This is a genomic window from Streptosporangium sp. LJ11 (assembly GCF_051918945.1).
Taxonomy (GTDB): domain Bacteria; phylum Actinomycetota; class Actinomycetes; order Streptosporangiales; family Streptosporangiaceae; genus Streptosporangium.
Genome location: NZ_JBPXMB010000023.1, coordinates 175,530 through 193,623, shown reverse-complemented (window position 1 = coordinate 193,623; position 18,094 = coordinate 175,530). Strand labels below are relative to the sequence as shown.

Sequence of the window (18,094 nt, the reverse complement as noted above, 5' to 3'; positions counted from 1 at the left end):
CGGAAACGGGGAACGCTCCGGCGCAAGCCGGAAGCTGCCTGAGAGCGCGCTCACCACAGCACACTCACAAGCAACGGTATGTCGTGACCGCATCTATATGCGCAGGCCCGCCGACCTGGGCGCGCACACTCGTCATGGGATGGCACGATGGAAACCATCCCAACCAAAGTCAGTCGCAAAGGAGCGGATTGGCTGTGGCCACCGTGCCGAGTGTGTCGTACTCCATCACCGTGCGCCTGGAGGTGCCCGCCGGCGGCAATGCCGTCAGCCAGCTCACCCACGCCGTAGAGTCAGCAGGAGGTGTGGTCACCGCGCTCGACGTGACCACGGCCGGCCATGAAACGCTGCGCATCGACGTCACCTGCGCCGCGCGTGACACCGATCACGCGCAGGCGATCGTCGACAAGCTGGAGGGCGTCGAGGGCGTCGTCATCCACAAGGTCTCGGACCGGACCTTCCTCATGCATCTCGGCGGCAAGATCGAGATGCGGTCGAAGGTGCCGCTGCGCAACCGCGACGAGCTCTCGATGGCCTACACGCCCGGCGTCGCCCGGGTCTCCATGGCCATCGCCCGCAACCCCGAGGACGCCCGCCGTCTGACCATCAAGCGCAACACCGTCGCCGTCGTCACCGACGGCTCGGCGGTGCTCGGCCTGGGCAACATCGGCCCGGCCGCCGCGCTCCCCGTCATGGAGGGCAAGGCCGCGCTGTTCAAGCGGTTCGCCGACATCGACGCCTGGCCGATCTGCCTGGACACCCAGGACGTCGACGAGATCGTGCGCACGGTGCAGATCATCGCCCCCGGCTTCGGCGGCATCAACCTGGAGGACATCTCGGCGCCGCGCTGCTTCGAGGTGGAGCGGCGGCTGCGCGATCTGCTGGACATCCCGGTCTTCCACGACGACCAGCACGGCACCGCGATCTGCGTGCTCGCCGCGCTCACCAACGCGCTGCGCGTGGTCGGCAAGGACCTGGGCGAGGTCCGCATCGCCCTCGCGGGCGCGGGCGCGGCCGGTACGGCGGTGCTGCGCCTGCTGCTCGCTGCGGGCGCCCGCAACCTGGTCGTCTGCGACTACCTGGGCGCCGTGCACCGCGGCCGCCAGGACCTGGACGACTCGCTCCAGTGGATCGCCGACCACACCAACGCCGAGGGCTACTCCGGCGACCTGCGCGGCGCGGTCAAGGGCGCCGACGTGTTCATCGGCGTGTCCGCGCCCGGCATCCTCAACGGCGACGACATCGCCACGATGGCCAAGGACGCCGTGGTCTTCGCGCTCGCCAACCCCGAGCCCGAGATCTCGCCCGACGACGCCCGCGAGTACGCCGCCGTGGTCGCCACCGGCCGCTCCGACTACCCGAACCAGATCAACAACGTGCTGGCCTTCCCCGGTGTCTTCCGCGGCCTGCTCGACGCCCAGGCCACCGTGGTCAGCCAGGAGATGCTGCTGGCCGCGGCCAAGGCGCTGGCCGCCGTGGTGACCGCCGAGGAGCTCGGCCCCAACTACATCATCCCCAGCGTGTTCCACCCGGACGTGTCGGGCGCCGTCGCGGCGGCCGTGCGCGAGTCGGCCGGCGGCCGGGCTCGTACGGGCATGACGGAGGCGTGACGCGGGCGCAGACGGTTACCCACGGCTCCCGTCCCGCTCCGGGGAGTGCGCTCACCCGCGTGTCACGTGACACCGGGTGAGGCCCGGACCATCGGAAGAGCGGGTGGAGCAGCGCGAAAGGGGGTCCACCCCTCATGATGGAGGTATGGCGGAGGCGATCTACGTCGGTGGGCTTCTGGTGGCGACGCCGCAACTGGAAGATCCCAACTTCCGGCGCAGCGTGGTCCTGGTGCTGGAACACGACCTCGACGGCGGCACCCTGGGCGTGGTGCTCAACAGACCGAGTGACATCTCGGTGACCCAGGTGCTCCCCACCTGGGACACCATGGTCACCGGCCCGTCCGTGCTGTTCCAGGGCGGCCCCGTCCAGACCGACAGCGCGCTGGCGCTGGCCGCCGTCCCGAGCGGCCAGGAACCGCTCGGCTGGCGGAGGCTGCACGCGGGCACCGCGGCCGTCTCCAGGCTCGGCACCGTCGACCTCGACGCGCCGCCGGAGATCCTCGCCGGGGAGATCGCCCAGATGCGCATCTTCGCGGGGTACGCGGGATGGTCGGCGGGCCAGCTGGAGAGCGAGATCGGCGAGGGCGCCTGGTACGTCGTGGACGCGGAGCCCGGTGACACCTTCCACCACGAGCCCGAGTCGCTGTGGCGGGCGGTGCTGCGCCGGCAGCGGGGCGAGCTCGCCTACGTGGCCACCTGTCCCGACGACCCGTCGATGAACTAGCCGGACGGCCGCTTCCGGACGGCCGTCCCCAGGCGGCCGGGCCCGCGCGGGATCCCGCCACCCGGGCACCGGGCCGGTCGGAGGGGCGCCGGGCCGGTCAGGGGCGTCGTGCCCGCGCCGGTGGCCGTGCTCGCGACGGCGGTCGTGCCCGCGCCGGTGGGAGGTGTTCCGCGACCCACCGGCCGCCGGTGCCCCGAGCGCGGTGGTACGGGCATAAAATCGCCAGGGTGAGTACGAAGATTCTCCCTGAGAGCGACGTCCGGCCGGACCTGTCGCACGGCGACGGCGACCACGAGCGCTTCGCCCACTACGTCGAGAAGAACAAGATCATGGAGAGCGCGCTGAGCGGGACCCCGGTCCGCGCGCTCTGCGGGAAGGTCTGGGTGCCGAACCGCGACCCCCAGAAGTTCCCGGTCTGCCCGGAGTGCAAGGAGATCTACTCGGGTCTGCCGAAGGGCGAAGACAGCAACAACGAGTGAGTGTTGCTCATGGGTGATCGCCACAGATGAGGCTACGGTCGGGATGCCGCCGGGGGGCGGCGAACGACCAGCGTCTGGGATCTGTCGGGGGAGTCCATGTTTCGGCGTGCGATCGCCGTTGTGTCCGCATGCCTGTTCACGGTGGGCGCCTCTCCTCCCGTTCCGGCCCTTCCCGGCGGTACGGCCGCGCCCGGTACGGCCGCGCCCGGGCCACCGGGGTGCGCCCACGCCTCCCGGCTCGCCCGTCCCGTGGCGGCGGAGCACGCGTCGGTGCCGCCTGTGTCGTCGGTGCCGTCCGCGCCGTCACCCGCGCGCGCCGGCGGGCGGCGCGGATCGAGCCCGCTCCCGCGCCTGCTCGCCATCACCGTGCCCACCTGGGTGCACGTCATCACCGACGGCCGCCTCGGCGCGCCCGACGTCGCCGTGCGCGCCCAGATCGCCACGCTCAACGCCGCCTACTCCGGGCGGTTCGGCGGCGCGGACACCGGGATCCGGTTCAGGCTGGACGGCGTCACCCGTACCGCCAATGCGGCCTGGTTCCGCGAGCCCGTCACCCACGAGCGGGCGATCAAACGGGTGCGCAGGGGCGGCCCCGAGACCCTCAACCTCTATCTCGCCCAGCTCGGCGAGCTGGTGCTCGGCTACTCCACCTACCCCCACGGGTACGGTAAGGAGCCCGGCCTCGACGGCGTGGTCGTCGACTGGCGGAGCCTGCCCGGCGGGGCGATGCGCAGCTTCGACCGGGGGTACACCGGCGTCCACGAGATCGGGCACTGGCTCGGGCTGCTGCACACCTTCGAGAAGGGCTGCGATCCGCCGGGCGACGGCGTGGCCGACACCGAGCCCGAGGGGCAGCCCACCGAGGGCTGCCCGCTGATCAAGGACACGTGCAAGGGCGGCGGGCCCGACCCCATCCACAACTTCATGGACTACTCCGACGACCGCTGCATGTCCGGGTTCACCCCTGGTCAGGCCGCCAGGATGCAGGAGATGTGGGCCGTCTACCGAGGCCGGGGAGCGGACACTACCCTTGACGGGTGACAGCACCGAAGACAGCCGACGCTCCATACGAAACCCCCCGGATCTTCGGTCCCGAATACCGGACCGCCTCCCTGGGCATCCTGCTCGTCGTCACGCTGATCGCCTTCGAGGGCATGTCCGTGGGCACGGTCATGCCCGCCGTCTCCGAGGACCTCGACGCCCTCGACCTGTACGGGGTGAGCTTCTCCGCCTTCCTCATCGCCGGTCTGTTCGCCAACGTCGTCGCCGGGCTCTGGTCCGACCGGCGAGGGCACGCCTGGCCGTTCCTGCTCGGCGTGGGGCTGTTCACGGCCGGTATGGCCATGGCCGGGGCCGCCGGATCCAAGGAGCTGTTCATCGTCGCGCGGGTCGTGCAGGGCCTCGGCGGCGGCGCCGTCATCGTGGCGATCTACGTGATGATCGCGCGGGTCTACGTCCCGGCGACCCGGCCCCGGGTGTTCGCCGCGCTGTCGGCGGCCTGGGTACTCCCCGCCCTGGTCGGGCCCGGCCTCACCGGCCTCATCGCCGAGACCGCGGGATGGCGGTGGGTCTTCTACGGCATCGTGCCGCTGGTCGTCCCCGCCCTCGTGATGCTCCTGCCCGCGTTGCGCATCGGCGGGCACTCCCCGGCGCCCACGCCCTCCACGGGACCCCGCTCCAGGCCGCTGGCGATGACTCTGGCCGCCACCGCCACGGCGTGCGGCGCCGGCGTCCTGCTGTACGGGGCGAGCCACCTTCACGAGGCGCCCGTGCCGGGCGGGATCGCCACCGTCGCCGGGCTGGCCGTCCTCGCCGCGGGCCTGCCGAGGTTGCTGCCGCCCCGGGCCCTCAGGTTCGGCCGCGGCCTGCCCACCACGATCATGATGCGCGGGGTGCTCGCCTCGGCGTTCTTCGGGGTCAACGCCTTCATCCCGCTGCTCCTCACCAAGGTGCACGGCTTCTCCGTCGCCGAGGCGGGGGTCGCGCTCACCCTCGGCGCCCTGGGCTGGACCACCGGCTCCTACCTGCAGACCCGCCGCTCGTACGACAGGCCGCTGCTGGTACGGATCGGCGCCATGGCGATCACCACGGGCATCCTGATGACCCTGCTCGCCCTCGTGCCCGGGGTCAGCGGCTGGGTCACCGTGCCCGCCTGGGTCGTCGCCGGGTTCGGCATGGGCATCGGCATGACCAGCGTCAACGTCACCGCGATGCGCCAGTCGCCCGACGCCGAGCAGGGCGCGAACTCCGCCGCGCTCCAGGTCGTCGACACCCTGGGCAGCGCGATCACCATCGGCTTCGGCGGTGTTTTGATCAACCTGATCGGCCACGACGACATCGCCACCGGTTACACCACGATCGTCGTGTTGATGGCCTCCATCGGGCTCTTCGGAACGGTCGTGGCCCGGCGCATGAAGGACATCCCATGACTCATTGGTCACTCCCGTAACAGCGATCACCCATAGCCGGGTCACGCCGCGGGATGCGTGGTAGGACGGTAGGACCGTCGCCGCCGGGAGGAGGTCCCGTGCACGAACGACCTCGCCGGTCGGACCCGCCCGACGAGTCCGGCCGTGGCGGTGGGCGCAGGTCCCGGCGGGCCCGCAGGGCCGCGCGGGCGGCCGAGGACGAGGTGTGGCCGCGCTCTGATCCGGACCTCGACGACGAGCGCCGTCCCTGGCCGGCGCCCGAGGACGACGAGTACCGCCCCTGGCCGCCGCCGGAGGACGAGCCGTCCGACGCCCGCTCCGGCCTGACATGGCCTCCCCGCATCCCCGAGCCCGGCGACGACCTCCCGCCCTCGGCCCGCTGGTACGGCACGCCCATCGCGCCTCCCGAGCGCCGTCCGGGGCGCCTGCGGCGCGTGCTGCTCGTACTGCTCGCCCTGGCCGTGGGGGGCGGCGTCATCGCCGGGGTGGTCGTGCTGGCGCTGCGGGCGCTGCCCTCCCCGCCGCCGGGGCGGGTGACCGACCCGGTCGCGGGGGTCAGCTACCCGCTGCCCGACCGCTGGCTCGCGGGTACGGTGCCACCGGTCACGGACTTCACCTCGGCCGCGGGCGACGGCGTCAACACGACCGTGATGGTCATGCCCGCGGAGCCCGTGACCGACGTGCGCGCCACCACCGCCGAGCTCAGCGACCTGTACGCGCGGCTCCTGCTCCACGGCGACGAGGTGAAGGTCGTGGACGACACGGAGATCACCGTGGGGGCGCGCACCGGGCACACCCGCTCCCTGCGCGCGGAGTACCTGGACGTGGTGAACCGGCCCGCGTACCTGCGCGTGGTCTTCCTCACGGGGGCCGGGACGCGCCCGGTGGTCGTGGTCGCGATGACCCAGCCGGACGACCCCGTGTCGAGGGCCGAGATCGACACGGTGATCGCGGGCCTGCGCTGAGGGGGTCTCGCGCGGTTCCGGCACCGCGAGTCCGGGGTTTCCGGCTTCGCGAATCACCGGCACGAGTCACTAGCACGAGGAGACGACCTTGGCGAGGATGTCGGCGGATCGGCACGTCTTGTCGGCGGCGCAGATTACCCTGGGGACACTGTGAGCACTTTCGCCGCATCCCACCTCTCGCCCTCATATCCGGACCGTGCCGCCTGGGGCACCGCGCCGAAGCTTCGCGCGTGGCAGCAGGAGGCCTTTGACCTGTACTCCAGCCGTGAGCCGCGCGACTTCCTCGCGGTCGCCACACCGGGTGCGGGCAAGACGACCTTCGCGCTCCGCATCGCCAGCGACCTCCTGTCACGAGGCATCATCCGGGCTGTGACGATCGTCACACCGACGGAGCACCTCAAGCAGCAGTGGGCGGACGCCGCGAGCAAGGTCGGCATCGCGATCGACCCGGAGTTCAAGAACAGCCAGGGCGCCACCTCCCGCGACTACATCGGGGTGGCCATCACCTACGCCCAGGTGTCCATGCACCCGGCGCTGCACCGCGCCCGCACCGAGGCACGCAAGACGCTCGTGATCTTCGACGAGATCCACCACGCGGGCGACGCGAAGTCCTGGGGCGACGGCGTGCGGGAGGCGTTCGAGCCGGCCGCCAGACGCCTCGCCCTGACCGGAACCCCCTTCAGGTCCGACGTCAACCCGATCCCCTTCGTCACCTACGCCGAGGACGGCGACGGGGTCCGGCGCAGCGTCTCCGACTACTCCTACGGGTACGGCCCGGCACTCGCCGACGGCGTCGTCCGGCCGGTCATCTTCCTCGCCTACGCCGGTGAGATGCGCTGGCGGACCCGCGCGGGCGACGAGATCGCCGCGACCCTCGGCACCCCGCTCACCAAGGACCAGCTCGGCCAGGCCTGGAGGGCCGCGCTCGACCCGAAGGGCGAGTGGATCCGCCAGGTCCTCCGGGCGGCCGACCGGCGCCTGACCGAGGTGCGCAGGGGCGTGCCCGACGCCGGGGCCCTGGTCATCGCGACCGACCACGAGACCGCCCGCGCCTACGCCCGCCACATCCGGACCATCACCGGGGAGGGCGCCACGGTCGTGCTCTCCGACGACCCCACGGCGTCCAAGAAGATCAAGGAGTTCTCCGCCTCCGAGCAGCGCTGGCTGGTCGCGGTCCGGATGGTCTCCGAAGGGGTCGACATCCCGCGCCTGGCCGTCGGCGTCTACGCGACGAGCATCTCGACCCCGCTGTTCTTCGCCCAGGCCGTCGGCCGCTTCGTCCGCGCCCGCAAGCGGGGCGAGACCGCGTCCGTCTTCGTGCCCTCCGTGCCGACCCTGATGGGCCTGGCAGGGGAGATGGAGGCCGAGCGCGACCACGTGCTCGACCGTAAGCCTCCCGAGGAGGGACTGGACGACTTCCTCCTGGAGGACGCCCAGCGCAAGAAGGACAACCCCGACGTCGTGGGTGACGAACTGCCGTTCGAGACCCTGGAGGCGGTCGCCACCTTCGACCGGGTCCTCTTCGACGGCGGCGAGTTCGGCAGCGCGGCGGAGACGGGTTCCCCCGAGGAGGAGGACTTCCTCGGCCTGCCGGGCCTGCTGGAGCCGGACCAGGTCCGCACCCTGCTGAGCAAGCGCCAGTCCGACCAGCTGAAGGCCAGGCGCAACAAGCCCGAGCCCAAGGAGCCGCAGCTCGCCCCGCACGAGCTGATCGCCAATCTCCGCAAGGAGCTCAACGGCCTCGTCGGCGCCTGGAACCACCGCACCGGCCAGCCCCACGGCGTCATCCACGCCGAGCTCCGCAGGGCCTGTGGCGGGCCCGCCATCGCGCAGGCCTCCGCCGAGCAGATCCAGGAGCGGATCGGCAAGATCCGCCACTGGGCCACCCAGCGCTCCCGCTGACCGGGTCACCGGGCCGGGCGGATCGCCACCCGGCCCGGCGGTCCCGCCGGGCCGGGTCACCGGAGCGTGGACGGCTCCTCCGGTATGCGACCCGGCCGGATGAGGGCGATCGGCCTGCCGGTCCGCCCGTCGATCGCCCTGAAGGCCCCCGTGTCGCGCACCGGCACCGTGAGCGGCACCTCCAGGGAGGCCACGCCACCGGCGACGCTCACGGGCCACGTGGTGGCGCCGGACGAACGGTTCTCCGCCTCGTCCTCGCGCATCCAGACCTTGATCGTGCGCTTCCTGTGGTGCAGGACCACGGTCGCGGTGTCGCACTCGTCCGCCCTGGCCTTCCAGAAGAGCGTCACGCCGCGCGGCGCGCCCTGGCGGCGAGCCAGCCGCACCCGCTCGGGGGCCGGCATCCGGCCGCGACAGGACGTGTCCCGCGCGCCGGAGGCGCCCCGCTCGCCCGGCTCACCCTGTACGAGCCGCTCTCCCCGTCCCGCCTGTGCTCCCCGTGCGTCCCGCGCGCCCTGCTGGGCCGCCTCGGGGGGCGGCGTCGGCGCGTGGGCCGCCGGGGACGCCGGGTACGCCGGGTACGGAGCCCGGATCTGCGGCTGGGCCGCCGGGGCCGGGGGCGCGGCGATCGGAGTCCGCGCGGGAACCTGGACGACCGTGGTGGCCCAGATCGTGGCCGCTTCCAGCGCGACCAGCGACAGCACGCTCGTCAGCCGTACCAGCGTCCCTCCGCGAAACAGGTTCCACAGGCACAGCGGGGTCAGGATCAGCCAGGAGACGCCGAGCACGAACATAGAGGTCACCACCGGTAGTAAGAAGTCTCGACTCCCCGTGATACTCCTGTCGCAACCGGTGATGGTTCTGTTTACCCATCCATGCCGATCCGGTAATCGTTCGGATGCTCAGAGTGGTCGTTGTTGGTAATGTGCCGTCGTGACCATCCCGGGCCCTCCGCCGGGTTCCCCCTGTGATGCACCCAAAGAGGACAAGTGTTGGCCGAGATGATCCGTACCGAGATCATGGAGTACGTGGCTCCTATGTTCGAGCAGATCATGGCGAGGATGGACACCCTCGCCACCAAGGAAGACCTCGCCGAGGTCAGGCAGGAGGTCGCGAAGTGCGCGACCAAGGAAGACCTCGCCGAGGTCAAGGAGGATGTGGCCGGGCTCAAGGTGGACATGGCCGAGGTCAAGGAGGATGTCGCTGGCCTCAAGGTGGATGTGGCCGGGCTCAAGGTGGACATGGCCGAGGTCAAGGAGGATGTCGCTGGCCTCAAGGTGGACATGGCCGAGGTCAAGGAGGATGTCGCTGGCCTCAAGGAGGATGTGGCCGGGCTCAAGGAGGATGTTGCTGGGCTCAAGGTGGACATGGCCGAGGTCAAGGAGGATGTGGCCGGGCTCAAGGTGGATGTTGCTGGGCTCAAGGTGGACATGGCCGAGGTCAAGGAGGATGTGGCCGAGCTTCGGGTGGAGGTCGCGAGGTGTGCGACCAAGGAGGACCTCGACGGGGTCAAACAGGATGTCGCGGTCCTGGCGGAGGACATGGTCGGGGTCAAGCGCGACATGAAGGCCATGGCGTGCGACATCGGCGAGCTGAAGGAGAACCACCGGACCATGGACGGGAAGCTCGACCGGATGATCCTTTTTCTGGGGATGCCGCAGAGCTGAGAGACGTCAGGCCGGGCGGACCACGGGTGTGCCCGCGAGGCGGGCTCCGGCGGAGCGGAGTTCGGCGAGGGCGGCCTCGGTGGTCGGGGCGGACACCCCGGCGGTGAGGTCGAGGAGCACCTGAACGGACAGGCCGTGCGCGACCGCGTCCAGGGCGGTGGCCCGCACACAGTGGTCGGTGGCGATCCCGACGACGTCCACCGCGTCCACGCGGCGCTCGCCGAGCCAGTCGGCCAGGCTCGTACCGTCGGCGGTGACGCCCTCGAAGCCGCTGTAGGCGCCGCTGTGGGCACCCTTGCTGAACACCTCCTCGACGCGTGCGGTGTCGAAGGCGGGGTGGAAGCCGGCCCCCGGGGTCCCGGCGACGCAGTGGGCGGGCCAGGTGCTCACGTAGTCGGGTTCGGCGGCGAAGTGGGAGCCGGGGTCGACGTGATGGTCACGGGTGGCCACGACGTGGTCGTAGCCGTGTGAGGCGGCGTGCCTGGAGATGGCGGCGGCCACCTCGGCGCCGCCGCCGACCGGAAGGCTGCCGCCCTCGCAGAAGTCGTTCTGGACGTCGACGATGATGAGTGCGGTTGGCATGCGATCAGTCAAACACGGTGGGGATCGCGGCGTAGCCACGGGACAGCTGGTGGGCGTTCGAGGGCAGCTCGGCGACGGCCTCGCGGTGCCGTGCGCGGGCCTCGTCCAGCTTCTCGCGCCCGACGATCTCCCCCTCCCTGAGCAGCGGAACCTGCAGCGGGCGGGCGTCCGAGGGGCGCTCGCCCGAGACGGTGACCAGCTCGGCGACCGCCGTGCCACCGGCGTCGAGCTCGCGGAAGGCCTCCTTGCGCCCGCCCCGGCTGGGCTTGCCCACCGACTTCTTGGCCACCGGCCGCACCACCCCTTCGGCGTCCTCGCGGGCGACGAGCTTGTAGACCAGGGCGGCGGTGGGCGAGCCGGAGCCGGTGACCAGTGACGTGCCGACGCCGTAGCCGTCCACGGGGGCGGAGGCGAGCGCGGCGATGGCGTACTCGTCGAGGTCGCTGGTGACGATGATCCGGGTCTTGTGGGCGCCGAGCGCGTCGAGCTGCTCGCGGACCTCGTGGGCGACCTGGCCGAGGTCGCCGGAGTCGAGGCGGACCGCTCCGAGGGAGGGCCCGGCGAGTTCCACCGCGGTCCGTACGGCCTGGGCCACGTCGTAGGTGTCCACGAGCAGCGTGGTGCCGGGGCCGAGAGAGGCGATCTGGGCCTGGAAGGCCTGCTCCTCGGAGCCGTGGAGCAGGGTGAACGCGTGGGCCGCGGTCCCGGCGGTCGGTATGCCGTACTCGCGGCCGGCCATGAGGTTGGAGGTGGAGGAGAACCCGCAGAGGTAGGCGGCCCGCGCCGCGGCCACGGCCGCCGCCTCGTGGGTGCGCCGCGAGCCCATCTCGATGAGGGGCCTCGTCCCGGCCGCGCGGATCATGCGCGTGGCGGCGGTGGCGATCGCGCAGTCGTGGTTGAGGATCGACAGGATCACGGTCTCCAGCAGCACGGCCTCGGCGAACGTGCCCTCCACCGTCATGATCGGGGAACCGGGGAAGTAGCACTCGCCCTCGGCGTAGCCGTCCACGTTCCCGGAGAACCGGTATCCGGCGAGGAACTCCAGGGTGGGCTCGTCGACCACCTCGTTGTCCCGCAGGAACGCCAGGGACTCCTCGTCGAAGCGGAAGGACTCCAGCGCGTCCAGCACCCGGCCGGTTCCCGCCACGACCCCGTAGCGCCGCCCGCCGGGCAGCTGGCGCGCGAACACCTCGAAGACCGCCCGTCTGGAGGCGGCCCCGCTTCTCAGCGCCGCCTCCAACATCGTCAGCTCATAGTGATCGGTAAGCAACGCGGTGCTCATGCTCTTTGTCACGAGTCGAAGACTAAGCCCGGGGTAGGGCAGACTGGTGAATGTGGGTAGCACCGCTCCAACGGAGGTCGAGCGTCCGTCAATCGACGTAAGACCCGATCTGCCATGGTTGACGATCGTCTGGAACGACCCGGTCAATCTGATGTCCTATGTGACGTACGTCTTCCAGTCCGTTTTCGGATACTCCAAGGAGAAGGCCGAGAAGTTGATGCTCGACGTGCACCACAAGGGCAAGGCCGTGGTCTCCAGCGGCACCCGCGAGGAGATGGAGCGCGACGCGCAGATCATGCACTCGTACGGGCTGTGGGCCACCGTCCAGCGGGATTCGTGAGCGCGCGGGCGGCCCGGCGTCACTCGTCGCGGCGCGGCGGGCGGCCGGGCTCGAAGCCTTCGGGCACGGAGCGCCGAGGTCCGGAGCGCCGAGGCCCCGAGCGACGGCCGGGCGGCGGGTGGCGGGCGGATCTCGGGTGGAGTCCGCGAGGAATGGTGGGCGAGAGATGAGTTCGGGGTTCAAGCCGGGGCGCGAGGGCGGCGTGATCACGGGTTTCGACGCCGCCGAGGTGTCGATCCTGCGCTCGCTGGTCACCCAGATCCTGGGCCTGATCGAGCCGGGGGAGACGGGTGACGACCCCCTGGAGAAGGCGCTCGGCATCGGCGCCTCCGAGCAGTCCGACGACCCGGTGCTGGCCCGGCTGTTCCCCTCGGCCTACGAGGACGGCGAGGCGGCCGCCGAGTTCCGCAGATACACCGAGGCGACGCTGCGCGAGGGCAAGCGGGCCGACGCCAAGACGATGCTCGACAGCGCCGAGCCCGGCCGGGTCGAGCTGACCAGGGAGCAGGCGCAGGCGTGGATGCGCGCGCTGAACGACGTGCGGCTCGCGCTCGGCACCCGGCTGGAGGTGACCGAGGAGGTGCACGACGAGATCGCCGACATGTCGGAGAGCGACCCCCGCTATCCGGCGTACGTCATCTACGACTGGCTGACCTACCTCCAGGACACCCTGGTCCGTGCCCTTTGGTAACTTCCAGTCATGCTCACGATCTCTCGGGAACTGGTTGACAGGATCATCGCGCACGCTCGGGCGGATCATCCCGACGAGGCCTGCGGCGTGATCGCCGGCCCGGTCGGCTCCGACTCTCCCGAACGGTTCGTCGCGATGGAGAACGCCGAGCGGTCGCCGACGTTCTACCGGTTCGACTCGCTGGAGCAGCTGCGCGTCTGGCGGGAGATGGACGACCGCGACGAGGAGCCGGTGGTCATCTACCACTCCCACACCGCAACCGAGGCCTATCCCTCCCGTACCGACATCTCCTACGCCTCCGAGCCGAACGCCCACTACGTGCTGGTCTCCACCCGGGAGGAGCTGGGGGAGAAGGCCGAGTTCCGCTCGTACCGGATCGTCGACGGCGTCGTGAGCGAGGAGGAGGTGACGATCACCTCCGGGTGACCGTCACCGTCCGGGTCTCATGTCCGAGGCCTCACGTTTCCGGGCGACCGTCACCGTCCGGGTGGTGTCCCGGATTCGTACGGCATCGGTGCCCGGTACGGCCGTGAGGCGAATGGTCCCTTTGGGTAAACTGGCGAGCATGCTGACCGTCGCCCCGAGCCAGGAGGACGTCGTGCTCTCGCGTCCCGGCCCCCGGGCGCGGCACGCGGGTGTCGCGTCCGTACAGAACTTCCTGTTCGCGCACACGCCCTCCGTCGTCGTCTACGACTGTCGCTGACCGGCTTTTCTGGAATCCTCCGGTGCTCGCCGGTGTTCTGATCCGGTGGGCTTTACTCCCATGACGACGCAAGGAGATTGACCCGCGATGGCCATCGAGGTTCGCATTCCGACCATCCTGCGCACCTACACCGACGGTGCCAAGGCCGTCGACGCCAAGGGCGCCACGCTCGAGGAGCTCATCGGCGATCTGGAGGCCCGGCATCCCGGGCTGAAGGAGCGCCTGGTCGACAAGGGCGCGCTGCGCCGCTTCGTGAACGTCTACCTGAACGACGAGGACGTCCGCTTTCTGGGCGGGCTGGAGACGCCGGTCGCCGACGGCGACACGGTCACCGTCCTGCCCGCCGTGGCCGGCGGCTCCCGCTAGCCGTGCGGCGCCGCCCGTCCCGCGAGACTTCGTGATCTCCCGAGAGATCCGGCGAGGTCCCGCGGGGCGGGTGGCGTACGCCGCGGTTCCAGGGCCGTCACCGCGAGGCAAAGGTCTGTCACCACAAGGTCAACCCGAGGCGGAAGCCGTACACCATGCGTTTTGACTCACTGATCGAATCAGTCGGCCGGACCCCGCTGGTCGGCCTGCCCAGGCTCTCGCCCTCGGAGGACGTGCGGATCTGGGCCAAGCTCGAAGACCGAAACCCGACAGGTTCGATCAAGGACCGTCCGGCACTGTGGATGATCGAGCAGGCGGAGAAGGACGGGCTCCTCCAGCCGGGCTGCACGATCCTCGAACCCACGAGCGGCAACACCGGCATCTCGCTGGCGATGTCCGCCAGGCTCAAGGGCTACAAGCTGATCTGCGTGATGCCGGAGAACACCTCCGAGGAACGCCGCCAGCTGCTGCGCATGTGGGGGGCGCGGATCATCTCCTCGCCCGCGGCGGGCGGCTCCAACGAGGCGGTCAGGGTCGCCAAGGGCCTGGCGGAGGAGAACCCCGACTGGGTGATGCTCTACCAGTACGGCAACCCGGCCAACTGGCGCTCGCACTACGAGTCGACGGGGCCGGAGATCCTGGAGGACCTGCCGTCCGTCACCCACTTCGTGGCCGGTCTGGGCACCACGGGCACCCTGATGGGCGTCGGCAGGTTCCTGCGCGAGCACGTACCCGACGTGAAGATCGTCGCCGCCGAGCCGCGGTACGGCGAGCTGGTGTACGGACTGCGCAACGTGGACGAGGGCTTCATCCCCGAGCTGTACGACGCCGACGTCCTCACCACGCGTTTCTCGGTCTCCTCGGCCGACGCGCTCCGGCGCACCCGGGAGTTGCTGGCCGGGGAGGGCATCTTCGCGGGGGTCTCCACCGGCGCCGCCCTGCACGCCGCGCTCGGCATGGCGGCCAAGGCCGTCAAGGCGGGCGAGCGGGCCGACATCGTGTTCGTGGTCGCGGACGGCGGCTGGAAGTACCTGTCCACCGGCGCCTACGAGGGGACGCTGGACGAGGCAGAGGAGCGGCTCGAAGGCCAGCTCTGGGCCTAGTCCGGGTAGGTCCCAGGGGGCTTTCTCGCGGTGGCGGGATCTGCGGTCGGGAGAAACCGCGACGGCGAATGGCATGTCGATGACGAAGGGCGGGCGTCCCGGTGGGACGCCCGCCCTCGCCGTCCCCGGGCGGGGACGATCCCCGGCGGGCCGGAGCCCGGCCGGGGATCTGGGGAGGCCTGATCGAACAGGATCAGGGAGCCGGATGGATTAGGTCGGTCAGTTGAACAGGAGCCTCAGCGAGAAGGACGCCTCGCTGCCCGACTGGGTGCCGCTCATGCCCACGGCGCGGAGCACCTGGAGGTTGGCCTTCTCCTCGCCCTGGAGGCCGCTGAGATAGAGGTTCTCCACCTTGTCCAGGTCGGCGTAGAGGGCGAAGGTCGCCTCGCCGGCGTTGGGGATCGCGAGCTGGAAGGTCTCGCTGTCGCCCAGGGTGCCGTCCTTGTTGAGCAGGGCGGCGTAGTCCTGCGCGCTGGCCAGGACGAAGACGCCGTCACCGGGAACCTTGGCGAGCTGCGGGACGGCCGTCCCGGAGTCCGCGAGGAACTTCTCGATCTTGCCGACGACCTCCTGCGCCTTGGCCGGGTCGGTGACGATCTTCGCGCCGAACTTCGGCTGGCTGGTGTTGAGGCCGCCGGAGTCGATGGCGAGGGTGATGTTCTTGCCGAGCAGCGTCACCAGGTCGTCGGGGAGCGCCAGGCCGTACCTCTGCTTGGCCTGGTCGGCGAACTGCTGGACGCCGCCGCCCGCGGCCTGGTCGGCCGACTTCATGACCTGCGCCCACTGCTTGCCGATCACCTCGCCGAGACCGGAGATCGAGATCGCGCCGGCGGTGGAGGCCGGAAGCGTGCCGATCTTGGAGGCCTCGGGAGTGCCCATGTCCAGGCTCTCGGCGCCGCGGCTGATGCCCGCGAGCTCGACGTACTCGCCGTCGAAGCGAAGGGCGCCCGCCACGCGGACGTTCTTGATCTGGGCGAGGGCGGTGGGGTCCTGGGCCGCCAGTTCGGGAGCCAGTCCGGCGATCTTGCCCGCGTCCGCCCAGAAGGACAGGACGCCGGTCTCGCCAAGGGCGCTCAGGTCGTCGGAGAAGTTGGCGTTCCCCGACAGCGGCTCGGCGGCGACGGCCTTGTCGGCCTCTGCCTGGGTCGGTGCGAGCAGCGCGTAGTCGTCGCGGAACGCGATGCCGTACTTCTCCTTGCCCATCAGCTTGGCGATGCCCGCCGTGGCCTTGTCCTGGTCGGTGACCTGGACGGCCACCACGGCGCCGGGCTCGGCGCCGGCCTTGGCCGGGGGCAGCGCGGCCACGCCGACGCGGACGCCGAGCCACGGCTCGATGTCGGCGGCGTAGTCGACCTTGCCGAGGCTGTCGGCGTCCTTCTTGATCAGGTCGAAGATCGCCTGACGCGGGTCCTCGCCGGTGAAGGAGTCCTTGGTGACCGTGAACTTCCTGGCGATGGTGAACAGCGCCACCTTCTGGTTCGCGGCAGGGTCGAGGTCGAGGCGCACGTAGCCGATGGCGTTGCCGGGCAGCACGTCGTGCGGCTGCGCGCCGCCGCCGCTGAGCAGGTTGACCGCGAAGAAGCCGCCGCCGCCCACGAGGGCCACGACCAGCGCGGCGATCGCCGCGAGCAGCCAGCCCTTACCGCCGCTCTTGCGCGCGGGGGGACCGGCCGGCGGCCCGGCGCTCAGGAAGTCGGGACCCTGCTGCCAGTTCCCGCCCTGCTGCGCGTACGCCTGCTGGCCGTAGTTCTGCTGCTGTTGCTGCTGGTAGCCGGGTTGCTGCTGGCCGTACGGCTGACCGGCCTGCTGGCCGTAGCCCTGCTGGCCCTGCTGGCCTTGCTGGCCGTAACCCTGCTGGCCGTACGGCTGCTGCTGCTGCTGGTAGCCCTGCTGGGGGTTCTGCTGCGGGTAGGGCTGGCCCTGCTGCGGGTAGGGCTGCCCCTGCTGGTAGCCGCCGGAAGGCTGGGGATATCCGGGCTGGCCGTTCTGCGGATAGGCCTGTGTGTGCGGCTGGTCGTTGTGCTGCGCGCCCTCGTTCCATCGGTAGGCGATCGTCCTGTCGGGGTTCTGACCCGGCGTGGGCGACTGGTCGGGGGGATTGTTGGCAGGCATGATCACTCACAAAGTGGGCTTAGCGGATAGGGAGAAGTTAGTGCACATTGCTAGCAACCCGCTTGCATTGAACTAACTATGTGATTGGTGCATCTAAGCGGGATCAACCCCTGTTCAGCGGTGCTTTATAGACCGTTGTCTGCTTTGTCGGTCTATTCCCGCAGGTCGCTGCTGTTTCTTCCGCCCCTCCGCCCCCTGTGCTTCCCATGGACTCCGATGTCCCGGCCGGTTTCGGCTCCCTGGCTCGGGGCCGGTCCGGCTCCGGCGGGCGGGCCGTCCGGGGCCGGGGGAGGCGAAGGTCGTACGGAATGGGTAAAGTGGCCTTTCTAGAACAAGGTTCGGGAGCGTGAATGACGAAGTTCGACGAGGCGACAGCGGCCATCAGGGTGGACGAGACCACCTACGACGTGTGCCTCGACACCGGATACTCGATCGGCGGCCCCCTCAACGGCGGTTACCTGATGGCCGTGCTGCTGCGCGCGGTCGTGGACGCCTCTCCCCACGAGCATCCGGTGACCACGGGTGTCCAGTTCCTGCGTGCGGCCAGGCCCGGTCCCGCGCAGGTGCGCCTGGAGCAGGTCAAGACCGGCCGCACCGCCACGATGACCCGGGCGACCCTGGTCCAGGACGGCACGTCCTTCATCGAGGGGCTCGTCACGACCGCGACCCTCGGTGACGCCGCGCCCGACTGGACGGACGAGCCCTCGGTGGCGATGCCGCCGATCGAGCGGTGCGTCTCGCTGCCCGCTCCCAAGGCCGAGTCGAACATGACGCTCAACGCCCAGATGGAGCTGGTCTTCGACCCTCCCACCATCGGCTGGCTCGACGGCAGGCCCACCGGCAGGCCCGAGGCCCGCGCCTACTTCCGGCTGGCCGAGCCGCAGGACCCCGACCCGTACGTGCTGGCGCTGGCCGTGGACGCCCTCCCGCCGGTGGTCTTCTCCGCCGGAGAGCGCGGCTGGGCGCCCACGGTCGACCTCACCTGGCACCTGCGCGCCCTGCCGGCCCCCGGCTGGCTCACCCTCATCGCCGGAGGCCGTCTGATCAGCGACGGCTGGTTCGACGAGGACGTCGAGGTCTGGGACTCCACCGGACGCCTGGTCGCCCAGTCCCGCCAGCTGGCCCGCGTCGGGCGGGGCTGA

19 protein-coding genes are annotated in these 18,094 nt (G+C 70.8%); 15 read left to right on the top strand and 4 right to left on the bottom strand.

The window, feature by feature from the left end; all coding sequences use genetic code 11:
* The first annotated feature begins 194 nt into the window (after positions 1-194).
* The 7 genes from ACTOQ3_RS31080 (at position 195) to ACTOQ3_RS31050 (ending at position 8,106) form a co-directional block, all read left to right on the top strand.
* Positions 195-1,607, top strand: coding sequence for an NAD-dependent malic enzyme (locus ACTOQ3_RS31080; RefSeq protein WP_362850780.1), 1,413 nt, complete (start codon positions 195-197; stop codon positions 1,605-1,607).
* 145 nt (positions 1,608-1,752) lie between these two features.
* The gene (locus tag ACTOQ3_RS31075; protein WP_350973560.1) at positions 1,753-2,331 is read left to right on the top strand and encodes a YqgE/AlgH family protein; all 579 of its coding nucleotides are present in this window, start codon (positions 1,753-1,755) and stop codon (positions 2,329-2,331) included.
* A gap of 227 nt (positions 2,332-2,558) precedes the next feature.
* Positions 2,559-2,810: a DUF3039 domain-containing protein gene (locus ACTOQ3_RS31070; RefSeq protein WP_329091055.1), complete on the top strand. Its 252-nt coding sequence runs from the start codon at positions 2,559-2,561 to the stop codon at positions 2,808-2,810.
* A gap of 120 nt (positions 2,811-2,930) precedes the next feature.
* Positions 2,931-3,851: a zinc metalloprotease gene (locus ACTOQ3_RS31065; RefSeq protein ID WP_440086982.1), complete on the top strand. Its 921-nt coding sequence runs from the start codon at positions 2,931-2,933 to the stop codon at positions 3,849-3,851.
* Positions 3,848-5,239 carry an MFS transporter gene (locus ACTOQ3_RS31060; protein ID WP_440086981.1) on the top strand — a complete coding sequence of 464 codons (1,392 nt, stop codon included), beginning with the start codon at positions 3,848-3,850 and terminating at the stop codon, positions 5,237-5,239. Before ACTOQ3_RS31065 ends, ACTOQ3_RS31060 begins: the two co-directional genes overlap by 4 nt.
* 98 nt (positions 5,240-5,337) lie before the next feature.
* Positions 5,338-6,204, top strand: coding sequence for a hypothetical protein (locus ACTOQ3_RS31055; RefSeq protein ID WP_440086980.1), 867 nt, complete (start codon positions 5,338-5,340; stop codon positions 6,202-6,204).
* A 150-nt stretch (positions 6,205-6,354) separates the two neighbouring features.
* The gene (locus ACTOQ3_RS31050) at positions 6,355-8,106 is read left to right on the top strand and encodes a DEAD/DEAH box helicase (protein WP_440086979.1); all 1,752 of its coding nucleotides are present in this window, start codon (positions 6,355-6,357) and stop codon (positions 8,104-8,106) included.
* Between the two features lie 56 nt (positions 8,107-8,162).
* Here ACTOQ3_RS31050 and ACTOQ3_RS31045 read toward each other — a convergent pair whose 3' ends face one another.
* The gene (locus ACTOQ3_RS31045; RefSeq protein ID WP_440086978.1) at positions 8,163-8,909 is read right to left on the bottom strand and encodes a hypothetical protein; all 747 of its coding nucleotides are present in this window, start codon (positions 8,907-8,909) and stop codon (positions 8,163-8,165) included.
* Between the two features lie 189 nt (positions 8,910-9,098).
* Here ACTOQ3_RS31045 and ACTOQ3_RS31040 point away from each other — a divergent pair, with 189 nt between their 5' ends.
* Positions 9,099-9,773, top strand: coding sequence for a hypothetical protein (locus tag ACTOQ3_RS31040; protein WP_440086977.1), 675 nt, complete (start codon positions 9,099-9,101; stop codon positions 9,771-9,773).
* Positions 9,774-9,779: 6 nt separating this feature from the next.
* Here ACTOQ3_RS31040 and ACTOQ3_RS31035 read toward each other — a convergent pair whose 3' ends face one another.
* Both ACTOQ3_RS31035 and ACTOQ3_RS31030 read right to left on the bottom strand, forming a co-directional pair.
* The gene (locus ACTOQ3_RS31035) at positions 9,780-10,355 is read right to left on the bottom strand and encodes a nicotinamidase (RefSeq protein WP_440086975.1); all 576 of its coding nucleotides are present in this window, start codon (positions 10,353-10,355) and stop codon (positions 9,780-9,782) included.
* A gap of 4 nt (positions 10,356-10,359) precedes the next feature.
* A complete protein-coding gene (locus ACTOQ3_RS31030; RefSeq protein WP_440086974.1) occupies positions 10,360-11,649 on the bottom strand; it encodes a nicotinate phosphoribosyltransferase in 1,290 nt (429 codons plus the stop codon).
* A gap of 40 nt (positions 11,650-11,689) precedes the next feature.
* Here ACTOQ3_RS31030 and clpS point away from each other — a divergent pair, with 40 nt between their 5' ends.
* From clpS to ACTOQ3_RS31000, 6 genes are all read left to right on the top strand, one after another.
* Entirely contained in the window at positions 11,690-11,977 is a 288-nt protein-coding gene (gene clpS / locus ACTOQ3_RS31025; RefSeq protein ID WP_329091067.1) for an ATP-dependent Clp protease adapter ClpS, read from the top strand.
* Positions 11,978-12,143: 166 nt separating this feature from the next.
* Positions 12,144-12,668, top strand: a complete 525-nt coding sequence (locus tag ACTOQ3_RS31020) for a DUF2017 domain-containing protein (protein WP_362680058.1) — start codon at positions 12,144-12,146, stop codon at positions 12,666-12,668.
* A 9-nt stretch (positions 12,669-12,677) separates the two neighbouring features.
* Positions 12,678-13,094, top strand: a complete 417-nt coding sequence (locus tag ACTOQ3_RS31015; protein ID WP_350973579.1) for a M67 family metallopeptidase — start codon at positions 12,678-12,680, stop codon at positions 13,092-13,094.
* Positions 13,095-13,233: 139 nt separating this feature from the next.
* Entirely contained in the window at positions 13,234-13,371 is a 138-nt protein-coding gene (locus tag ACTOQ3_RS31010; protein ID WP_440086973.1) for a hypothetical protein, read from the top strand.
* Positions 13,372-13,458: 87 nt separating this feature from the next.
* Positions 13,459-13,737: a MoaD/ThiS family protein gene (locus tag ACTOQ3_RS31005; protein WP_030906436.1), complete on the top strand. Its 279-nt coding sequence runs from the start codon at positions 13,459-13,461 to the stop codon at positions 13,735-13,737.
* Positions 13,738-13,892: 155 nt separating this feature from the next.
* The gene (locus tag ACTOQ3_RS31000; RefSeq protein WP_440086972.1) at positions 13,893-14,840 is read left to right on the top strand and encodes a PLP-dependent cysteine synthase family protein; all 948 of its coding nucleotides are present in this window, start codon (positions 13,893-13,895) and stop codon (positions 14,838-14,840) included.
* Between the two features lie 219 nt (positions 14,841-15,059).
* Here the strand turns inward: ACTOQ3_RS31000 and ACTOQ3_RS30995 are convergent, their stop codons facing one another.
* Complete coding sequence (locus tag ACTOQ3_RS30995; RefSeq protein ID WP_440086971.1) at positions 15,060-16,952, bottom strand: DUF3352 domain-containing protein; 1,893 nt, start codon at positions 16,950-16,952, stop codon at positions 15,060-15,062.
* A gap of 350 nt (positions 16,953-17,302) precedes the next feature.
* Here ACTOQ3_RS30995 and ACTOQ3_RS30990 point away from each other — a divergent pair, with 350 nt between their 5' ends.
* Positions 17,303-18,094, top strand: coding sequence for a thioesterase family protein (locus ACTOQ3_RS30990; protein WP_440086970.1), 792 nt, complete (start codon positions 17,303-17,305; stop codon positions 18,092-18,094).